This window comes from Echinicola sediminis, assembly GCF_054777495.1.
This window is the reverse complement of record NZ_BAAHAP010000030.1, coordinates 55244-65932: the sequence shown is the minus strand read 5'-3', so window position 1 is coordinate 65932 and position 10689 is coordinate 55244. Positions and strand designations below refer to the sequence as shown.

Below are 10689 nucleotides of genomic sequence, written 5' to 3'. Positions count from 1 at the left end.
ACTGTACGAAACCTCCCAAAATGAAGGGATAAAGCATCCCGGTTCTTCCATTAAGGGAGGAGTAGCTGTAGCTGTGCATTCCACTCAATTTGAAATTAGGGATCCAGGAGTTGGCCTATTTGAAAAAATATTAGCCTTGGCAAAAGAGGAGGTTGACAAAGCGTCACTGGAAAGGCCCTTTATTAAGGTAGCGGGTATCTGCGGACCTACAGAACAGGCTGTATCAGAAGCAGAAATTGCTACAGGATTGGGTTATGATATTGGTCTTCTAAGCATGGGGGGCTTAAAGGGGTATACAGAATCCCAGATATTGAAACGAACTGAAGAGGTAGCAAAGGTTATTCCTGTCTTTGGTTTCTACCTTCAACCTTCTGTTGGGGGAAGGATATTTTCTTACGGCTTCTGGGAGAAACTTGTCCAAATAAAAGGTGTTGAGGCTATCAAATGTGCTTCATTTAACCGCTACCAGACACTTGATGTCATGCGAGCTGTAGCTAATTCTTCAAGAAGGGAAGATATTGCCATGTATACAGGGAATGATGATAATATTGTGGCAGATTTACTTACTGATTATTCTTTCCCGGTCGCAGGGAAGGATGTCATTGTGGGATTTCGTGGTGGATTACTCGGGCATTGGGCGGTATGGACACGAAAGGCAGTAGAACTTTTAGAAGAAGTAAGAGCGTATAAGCAAAATCCTGATCCTCAGTCAGCATCGGATTTGTTGACAAAAGGAATTAAGATTACCGATGTCAATGCGGCTTTATTTGACCCGGCCAATGCATTTCATGGCTGTATACCCGGAATACATGAGGTATTGCGAAGGCAAGGACTACTTAAAGGTATATGGTGCTTGAATCCAAATGAAAAGTTATCCCCTGGACAATTGGAAGAAATTGATCGTGTTTATAAAGATTACCCTGAATTGAACGATGATGAATTTGTTCGTTTATTCTTGTCAGGTAATTTGGTTTCAATTGATGACAAATGAGATTAAAGGATAAAATAGAAAGAATTTCTCTTGAAATTAACGATGCTACAATAGCAAAGAGAAGACATTTACACCGATATCCGGAATTGTCATTTGAGGAATTTCAGACATGTGCCTATGTGAAAGCCGAGCTTGAAAAGCTCGGTATTTCTTGTACTAGCATCGCTAAGACTGGTGTTTTGGCGAAAATAGAGGGTGAATTAGCATCTGATAAAGTTATTGCTCTTCGTGCGGATATGGATGCCCTCCCAATTACTGAGATTGAAGGAAGAGACTATGGTTCATTGAATAAAGGTGTAATGCATGCCTGTGGGCATGATGTACATACCGCTACTTTATTAGGAGTGGCGCAAATATTACAAACGTTAAAAACTGAATTTGGGGGGATAGTAAAACTCATATTCCAACCAGGAGAAGAGCGCCCCCCGGGAGGAGCCAAAATTATGATTGAAGAAGGGGTTTTGGAAAATCCCAAACCCCATGCAGTGCTTGGGCAACATGTTATGCCGCAACTTCCCAAGGGAAATGTTGGCTTTAGGTCAGGAAAATATATGGCTTCAAATGATGAACTTTTTGTAAGGGTAAAAGGAAAAGGAGGTCATGGGGCTCAACCCCAACACAATATAGATCCCGTGGTAATAACCGCTCAAATCATAACCGCTTTACAGCAGGTTGTAAGCCGAATAGCAAACCCGACAATACCCAGTGTATTGTCATTTGGAAAAGTTATAGCCGATGGAGCTACCAATATAATACCAGATGAAGTTTATTTAGAAGGAACTTTCCGTACCCTGGATGAACAATGGCGCAAGGAGGCCCTTGGAAGAATGAAGAAAATGGCAGAGGGCATTGCCGGTAGCATGGGAGGCTCTTGTAGCTTTGAAATTCGTGAGGGATATCCATTTCTGGTGAATGAACCTAAATTAACTTCAGCAATACGGACTTACGCAGAAGAATTTCTTGGTAAAGAAAAGGTGGTAGATTTAGACCTTTGGCTGGCCTCGGAGGATTTTGCATATTATTCCCAGGCAACAAATGCCTGTTTCTACCGACTGGGAACAGGCAATGAGTCCAAGGGAATTACCTCGGACCTACATACATCCACTTTTGATGTGGATGAAAGCGTTATGCAACTAAGTACAGGTTTGATGGCCTATATTACCTTACGTCAATTGGGGAATTGAAACGGATAATCCTCCAAGCCTTTTACTCTCATCTGCGGCCTCCATAAAAGCCAAAATTTCCAAGGTTTCATGGGGTTTAACTGGAGGAATTCCGCTATCGAAAAAATCAGCTATTTTGTAGAGTAGCGGTAGGTAGCCTTCATAAGGAGATACTGGTACTTGGCCTTTTTCTCCAAAAGCGATCCCTCCAAATGCATGTTTTCCCGTTCGTGTTCCACGAAATGTTCCTATACGCTTATCGTTCCATATACCAATTACAATATCGGTGTCTTCAGTGGAAATGCGTGATACCTGTGTACACCCAGGTCCCATGAGGGCGAAAAGCATTTCAACACCATGGATACCATACCAGAATAGATCGGGATGTGTAGCTTCGATAATAGCAGGACTGTAGGTGTCAGCTCCAGTGACTTTACCAATAATTTTTCCCGAAATAATGTCTGGAATATTTTTAACGTATCGAAGAGAAGAAGAAGAGAACACGGGTACCCCACATTTTTCCGCTTCTTCGAAAATTGTTTTTGCATCGGACAGTGATGCCGTTATTGGTTTATCGATAAAAAGGCTCTTTCCAGCTTTTATTACAGGTAGTGCTTGCTCGAGATGAAGGCGTCCGTCATTTGTTTCCAAGAGTACAACATCTACCTGATCCAATAATGAATCAATGGAATTGACGATTTTTACTCCATATTCTTTTATTTCTTTTATGTATCCAGGTATACGCTTGGCTGAGGATTCAATTGTTTTGCTCCCAAAGGGATAAGCCGCCACCACATGATAACCCTTTAGTCTTGAATCAGGATTTGGTGTGTTGAAAGCTTTTGTAAATGCCAAGCTGTGTGATGTATCCAAGCCTATAATCCCAACACGTTTTCCCTTATCAATAACCTTCGGTAGCATAGCTAAGCCATCCACAGTGGGGGATATTATGGACAATCCTAGTCCAGTTGAAGCCAAACTTTTTAAAAAATATCGACGGTTACGGCTCATATCTTTGATTGGGTCAGTTTTATTGTTTTTTCCACGTAAAAAATTATGATTTTGTACCTATGTAAGCAAGGTAATGGATATTTATATTAACGGGAACGTTCCCGTTGATATAAAGGAAACTGTGTTTAGGATTAGTTATGCAATGTATGTTCTAAGCTTCTCTATTAGTGGATTCCCTTATTATCAATTCTCCAGTTAATATGATTTCTCTGGCTTCAAACCTATTCTTGTTTGCAATATGTCGTAAAAGTAATTCACAACTTTGCTTTCCGATTTCAAAGGCGGGTTCAGCTATTGTAGACAATGTAGGTGAAATTATGGTTGACATGGGGTCGTTTGTAAAACCAATAACTCCAAAGTCTTTACCAATCTGAACATTTAAGCGCTTTAGGGCCAATATTGCTCCAACAGCTTTTCTATCACTGACAGCAAAAACGGCATCTGGCTTTGACTTAGAGTTCCAAAGTTTTTCCATATCCTGTTCCCCATTTGATTGAGAAAAACCAGATTGGGTAATCCATTCAGGATTTATTTCCATATCGTGTTTTCTGAGTGCATCAGTATAACCCATGAGACGCTTTTGTGTAAATAAATGGTGTGAAGGTCCACCTATATGAGCTATTTTTTTATACCCTTTTTGGATTAGATATTCCACGGCTTTAAATGCACCATCGTAACTGTCTTGTTGGACAGATGAGGCATGTATGTTTTCTAAAATTCGGCCAAAGAAAACAATGGGGGTGCCCTGTTCCATAATTTGTTCAAACTCGTTTCTAGCGTCTGAACCAGTACACACACAGACCAATAAACCGTCGAGGTTCTGTACATTTAGATCAGATAGGACTTCCTTTTCCAGTTGGGGAGAATCGTTGGTAACATATAAAATGATTTTATACCCTTGAGCTAATGCTATTTCTTGTATCCCTGTAATGATCATTGAAAAATAGTGGACTGTAATATGGGGTAGAATTATTCCAATATTGTGAGTCTTTCCTCCTGCTAATCCTGCAGCACCAAAATTACGTTTGTAATTAAGCTTCTTCGCCAACTTTAGTACTTTTTCCCTTGTTTCTGGGTTCACATCATAAGAATCACAAAGTGCACGAGATACGGTAGAGGAGGAAATTTTTAATATTTTGGCAATGTCCTTAATTGTAGTTTTTTTTGGCATAAAACTTTTTCGTAAGTAGAAGTAAAACCAAGATAAATAAAATATAGGTGTGTCTGTAAGAGTGCTAATAATAAAATATAGCAATAAGTGGCATTACACGTTATTATTCATTTGGGTTAGCTAATCATCGAGCATAGTATGAATACAAAAAGTTAAATTTTTAATTAAGGTGACGTATAAAAAAAAAATATCGTGCAATATTGTTGATTTTTCGGTACTTATTTCAATTCGGATTGTAGAGGGTTTGAAGATTGTTTTGAAGCTTTATATCCATATGATATGTCTAAATCATATGGATTATGATGATTTCAACTATTTTTGAAATAGAGGTGCTTTAATTAATCTGTAAAATATTTGGTCAATTGATAAAAAATAGAAATATTTACGAACGCAAAGTTAGGTATAACCCTATTTTCCTAAATCTTTTTTGAGTCACAATTACCTTATGGTAGTTGTAAAGAAAAATTCCTTGTTGCTAATGAAGTGATAATGGATAGGTTTTTCTCGTATTCCTCAATATTTATGGTTTTCAATGTTGATTTATCAAATGGTTAAACCATAAATAAACCCAGAATGAAAGCTATCATTAAAAAGTTTTTCGCCGCAAGTCCTTTTTCCAAAGGGCAACAATTATTTCTGTCATTTCTTCAAAAGGAAATTCAATATATTTTGAAATTTCATACCGTGAACGATAGTCCACCAGCAGTCTTATCTATTTTCCTCAGGAACGCCATAAGCTAAGGGTTACGAAAATTTCACCTAGAGTCATCCTTGAATTTTTGTTAAAACTGGTTGATTATCCTGATTTAAAGGATAAAAAATCCTGAAACCCAGGCTGCTTATAATGTTTAGCGACAAGCTTGGAGGGAGCCTGTATTCACTTAAATAAGTGTAATAAATACATAAAAATTCATTAAGGTCTTAGGTGCCTTACCCTTTTCGAAAGCTCTTGTACAAGAATAAATATAGAGGCAGTTCATTTCATATTTAATCTTCATAACAAACCCAAAATTTCCATAATCCATGAAAAAGCAATTCCAAAACAGCAGTTGAAATAGGTGCAGCATAAACTGACTTCGTCTTTAAGTCTTTTTACTCAAGCAAAATCGATAAAGGCAATTTTCAATTTTGATGCATACAAAACTTTGAAACAATATGGAAAAAGAAATACCCAGGCAAACTGATAAGTTTTCCAAATATGTGGGGGGCACCTTCTTATTGAAGTGGCTATTTATAGTAACACTGGCCATAGGCCCAAAAGGAAATGCCCATTCCACTATTGTTGGAAATGAAATAGGACTTCATTTGAAGGATGCTAATACCAATGAACCTAAGCATCCGCTAAAGTCAGATAGAGGTGGAGCAATAATTACTGAGGTAATTGAAATTAAAGGAAGAGTAGTTGATGGAGAAGGTCTACCTATTCCAGGAGTAACTGTAAGGATAGAAAGTACCACAAAAGGTACTGTCACCAACATTGACGGGGAATACAGTATTGACGTAAACGAAGGCGAGACCTTGGTGTTCAGCTTTGTTGGCTTTAAAGAACAAAAAGTACAGGTAGGTGCTCAAAGCATCATAGATGTTGTTCTCGAAGAGGATCTTCAATCACTGGATGAAGTAGTGGTAGTGGGCTATGCCGAACAGAAAAAGGAAACCATCGTAGGAGCAGTTACCCAAACCGATGGGGAAGTGCTTAAACGTACCGGAGGGGTTTCCAATGTGGGACAGGCCCTAACCGGTAATTTACCAGGGGTGATCACTACTGCCAGTGTGGGTACACCAGGCGAAGAAATGCCCCAAATCGTGATTCGAGGTCAAAATAGCTGGAACGGAAATTCACCTTTGATTTTGGTGGATGGAGTGGAGAGGCCTGAATTCTTTGCTAATATGGATATCAATTCCGTAGAATCTATTTCCGTACTGAAAGACGCATCTGCAACTGCGGTTTTTGGTTCAAGAGGTGCTAATGGTGTGATCATCGTAACCACCAAAAGAGGCCGTTCAGGTAAAGCAGAGATTACCGCCAATATAAGCACGACCATGAAATCTGTTTCCAAACTACCGGGCAAGCTGGATTCATATGATGCTATTGGTGTACGGAATCTGGCGATTGAACGTGAATTGTCCTTGAGCCCAAATAGTTGGGATGAGATGATACCCCAAGATATGAGGTTAAAGTACCGCTTTCCGGCCAATTTGGAAGAAATGGAGCGGTACCCGAATGTGGACTGGCAGGATGTGGTCTTCAAGGATCAGGCCATGGCTTATAATGCCAATGTGGGGATTCGAGGGGGAACTGATTTTACCAAATATTTTGCCAGTATAGACTACCAATATGAAGGCGATTTGTTCCGTAAATTTGATACAGGAAGAGGCTATCAGGCTGGTTTTAACTATAATAGGATCAATTTTAGGAGTAACCTTGATTTTCAGCTGACTTCCTCGACTAAGTTGGGGGTAAATCTTGGCGGTACCTATGGTGTTCGTCAAGCTCCCTGGGCCTATGATTTCCCAGAAAGTTATTGGAATTCTGCTTATAAAAGTCCACCAGATGTTTTTTTACCCAGGTACTCGGATGGGGCTTACGGAACTTATACCCCGGACGATTATGCGGTTACAAATTCCTTGTTAAACCTGGCAGCCAGTGGGGCCGAATACATCACGACTACACGTCTGTCCACCAACTTTGTGCTGGAACAAGACCTTGATATGGTTTTAAAGGGATTGAATTTTAGAGGTACTTTGGCAGTGGATAATTCTTTTCAGGAAGTTGATAGGGGGATAAATGACCTTTATAACAGCCCATTTACCAAATGGATTAACCCTTTTACAGGAGTTCCTGAATACAGGAATCTTTTGGATGGTAATACCCGATTTGATTTTGTCGAGGCCGTTACCTGGCAAAATGAAGGAGGAACCGTTCAGGGAGCGCAGCGAAGAATGTTTTATCAGTTTCAGCTGAATTATGCCGGGAATATTGCTGATAAGCATAATTACTCTGTTATGGGCTTGATGAACAGACAGCAAGATGCCATTGGGAGTGTAATCCCTAGTTACCGTGAAGATTGGGTGTTCAGGGCTACCTACGACTATAAAAATAAATATATGATCGAATATAACGGTGCTTATAATGGTTCCGAAAAGTTTTCTCCGGAGTACCGTTTTGCCTTCTTTTCCTCAGGTGGATTGGGTTGGAATATCTCCGAAGAGAATTTTATCAAAAACCTATCCTTTGTGGACAGATTGAAACTTAGGGCTTCTTATGGAGAAGTAGGTGATGATAATATCGGCGGAAGATTTTTATTTATGGATCAATGGGCTTATGGGGGCACATCACAAATGGGAGTGATTGGTCAATCTGGTGAAGACAGCCCTTATACCTGGTATAGGCAAAATGCCATAGGAAATCCAAATGTGCATTGGGAAACGGTTTATAAATATAATCTAGGACTTGAATTTGGTTTTTTTAATGGTCTGGTCAATGGCAGTGTAGACTGGTTCCGCGACAATAGAGTGGATATCCTAATGTCAAGCGGCCGTTCAGTACCCAGCTACTATGGAGCCAATGCCCCTGCAGCCAACTTGGGTAGGGTAGAGACAGAAGGTTATGAATTTACCATTGGCCTGAATCATTCCTTTGATAGTGGGATCAGGCTCTGGGGAGATGTTGCCATGACCCATGCCATTGATCAAGTGATTAACAGAGATGATCCGGAATTGCGTCCAGATTATCAGAAAAATGCAGGCTACCAGCTTGGACAATACAGAAGCCATATCAGTGCAGGTTATTATAACACTTGGGACGAGCTGTATGGCAGTCCTAGACACAATACCAATGATATGGCCAAACTTCCAGGTAATTTCTATATCGTTGATTTCAATGGAGATGGCATCGTTGATGCCTTTGATTCTGCTCCTTATGGTTATTCAGGAGTACCACAAAACACTTACAGTACTAATGTAGGAGTGGAATGGAAAGGGGTGAGCCTTTACCTACAGTTTTATGGAGTAAACAATGTAACCAGGGATGTTTCATTGACCAGCTTGGCAGGAGGTCTGAATATAGTTTATGATGAAGGAAGCTATTGGTCCAAAGAAAATACCGGTGCAGATTCTCCATTGCCCCGATGGCGGTCACAACCTTCCAGCTATAATAATGGTCCAAGGTACCTCTATGATGGCTCCTACCTGAGACTAAAGAATGCGGAAATCGCCTATAATTTCCAGTCGGATTGGGTGAGGAATCTGGGGATGAACAACATGCGCCTATACATAAATGGCAATAACCTCTTGCTATGGACGGATATGCCAGATGACAGAGAGTCCAATTTTGGAGGTCCTTCTTATCAAGGCGCCTATCCTACAGTTAGAAGAATCAATTTGGGTCTAAATGTTACATTCTAAACGAGCCAATCCAATGAATAATGTTATAAAATCACTATTGAGGGGATCCATTTGGATAGCGATGTTTTTGATCGTTTCCTCTTGCGAAGACTATCTGGAGAGAGCACCGGAATCCATCATTTCAGAGGAGCAGGCCTTCCAAAATTTCACCAACTTTCAGGGCTATGTGGAGGAGTTGTACCATTGTGTACCCAATTTCACTTTGTCCAATTGGGTAAGTTCCTGGAACTGGGGAGAGGATGAAATTGAATCCACAGCCGGGACCTTTACCTTTTCCTATAACGTAGACCGAGGTAATTTTTGGGCCTGGCAGGTAGAAAATGGTGCAGGAAACAATGGGTGGTTGGATGCCTCCTCAGCTAATACTGATAGGAATCATAAAAATAAAGGACTTTGGCCACTTGCCTGGTATGGTATCCGCAAAGCCAATATGGGATTGGAAAACCTTTCCCTGATGACAGATGCCACTGAAGAAGAGCGGCAGTTGATTGAGGGACAGTTGTTGTTTTTCAGGGCTTGGTTCCATTTTTCTTTGATCCAGTATTTTGGAGGCCTGCCTTATATTGATCAAGTTTTGCCCAGTGATGAGCAGTTGACCTTACCACGCTTAAGTTACCATGAATGCGCCGATAGGGTGGCAGAGGACCTGAAAAGAGCTGCTGAATTACTGCCGATTGATTGGGATGATACCACGACAGGAAGAAGGACATTGGGCAAAAACCAGCAACGGATCAACAAGATCATGGCCTTGGGCTATTTGGGTAAAAATTACCTTTGGGCAGGAAGCCCCTTGATGAATTCCGTATCCACAGGAAGCGAAACTTATCATGTGGAATATTGTAAGAAGGCTGCAGATACGTTTGGCCAACTATTACAACTTGTAGAAAGCGGGGAAACCCAATTCGCCTTGTTACCTTTTGACAAGTATCATGATAATTTTTATACCACAAGTCAAAACTGGGCCTTGCCCGGTGGAACTGAGGCTATATTCAGGTCGGTGTACTACTCTGCCAACGATACCCACTGGCGAATTTCAAAGCAGTATAAACCTACCTTCATGGATGAAGGTGATCCGACAAATTTCTATCCTACTGCCAATTATGTTCATGATAATTTTGGGATGTCCAATGGCCTGCCGTTGCCGGATGATATTACCCAAGCAGATGCTGAATCAGGGTATGATCCTAACTATCCATGGAAAGGTCGTGATCCACGTTTTTACAAGGCGATTGTTTATGATGGTGTAAAAGTGGTTCAAGGCGCTATTCCAGATCCTAATCAGCAAGTTAATCGATATGCAAATCTCCATACGGGAGGTAGTTATAGAGAAGTGGTGACAGGGAGCCTATCAGGGTATGCCTCACGTAAATTCTCTCCACTGACAGCCAATAAATATGATAGGGCCTATGATTGGGGAGTTGCCCTACATATCAATGTGCCTTATATGAGGCTGGCTGACATCTACCTGATGTATGCAGAGGCCACCTTGATGGGGTATAACAGTACAGCTGCCACTTCTTCGACCTTTGGAAAAACGCCTGTAGAGGCAGTAAATGTAATTCGTGACCGTGCTGGTATGGTTGGAATACATGATAAGTTTTTAGGATCAGTTGGAGATTTTCTAACGGAATTAAGAAGGGAAAGAGCGGTGGAATTGGCTTTTGAAAGACATCGATTTAATGATCTTCGCAGATGGATGCTACTTATCGAGGAGCCTTATACCACCAAAACTTCATTTGAGTTTGATAGGTCAGGGGAATTCAATACCGATGACCCTACCCAAAACCGCATTGTGAACATGAGGGAGGAAGTGATCATTGAGCGAAATTTTACTTCCAAACATTATTGGTTGCCGCTCAAGCTAGCTGATGTGAGCCTTTATCCTGAATTCAATCAAAATCCGGGATGGTAGTATCAGTTTTTTTGTCCCTTTATAAAAATGAACA

At 40.6% G+C, this 10689-nt stretch carries 6 protein-coding genes; 4 read left to right on the top strand and 2 right to left on the bottom strand.

All coding sequences use genetic code 11. The annotated features are described in order from the left end of the window. Positions 1-991 (top strand): dihydrodipicolinate synthase family protein (locus ACYVAA_RS10105; RefSeq protein ID WP_460541152.1); only part of this gene is annotated, 991 nt, incomplete at its 5' end. After that, positions 988-2175: a M20 metallopeptidase family protein gene (locus ACYVAA_RS10100; RefSeq protein WP_460541150.1), complete on the top strand. Its 1188-nt coding sequence runs from the start codon at positions 988-990 to the stop codon at positions 2173-2175. The genes ACYVAA_RS10105 and ACYVAA_RS10100, both read left to right, overlap by 4 nt. Here the strand turns inward: ACYVAA_RS10100 and ACYVAA_RS10095 are convergent. Together ACYVAA_RS10095 and ACYVAA_RS10090 are read right to left on the bottom strand one after the other, a co-directional pair. Beyond that, complete coding sequence (locus tag ACYVAA_RS10095) at positions 2155-3165, bottom strand: Gfo/Idh/MocA family protein (RefSeq protein ID WP_460541148.1); 1011 nt, start codon at positions 3163-3165, stop codon at positions 2155-2157. The genes ACYVAA_RS10100 and ACYVAA_RS10095 overlap by 21 nt on opposite strands. A 151-nt stretch (positions 3166-3316) precedes the next feature. Further along, positions 3317-4336 carry a LacI family DNA-binding transcriptional regulator gene (locus ACYVAA_RS10090; protein WP_460541146.1) on the bottom strand — a complete coding sequence of 340 codons (1020 nt, stop codon included), beginning with the start codon at positions 4334-4336 and terminating at the stop codon, positions 3317-3319. 1155 nt (positions 4337-5491) lie between these two features. Between ACYVAA_RS10090 and ACYVAA_RS10085 the strand changes: the two genes are divergently transcribed. Further along, positions 5492-8743 carry a SusC/RagA family TonB-linked outer membrane protein gene (locus ACYVAA_RS10085; RefSeq protein WP_460541144.1) on the top strand — a complete coding sequence of 1084 codons (3252 nt, stop codon included), beginning with the start codon at positions 5492-5494 and terminating at the stop codon, positions 8741-8743. A gap of 13 nt (positions 8744-8756) precedes the next feature. Then, a complete protein-coding gene (locus ACYVAA_RS10080) occupies positions 8757-10655 on the top strand; it encodes a RagB/SusD family nutrient uptake outer membrane protein (protein WP_460541142.1) in 1899 nt (632 codons plus the stop codon). The last annotated feature ends 34 nt before the right edge of the window (positions 10656-10689 follow it).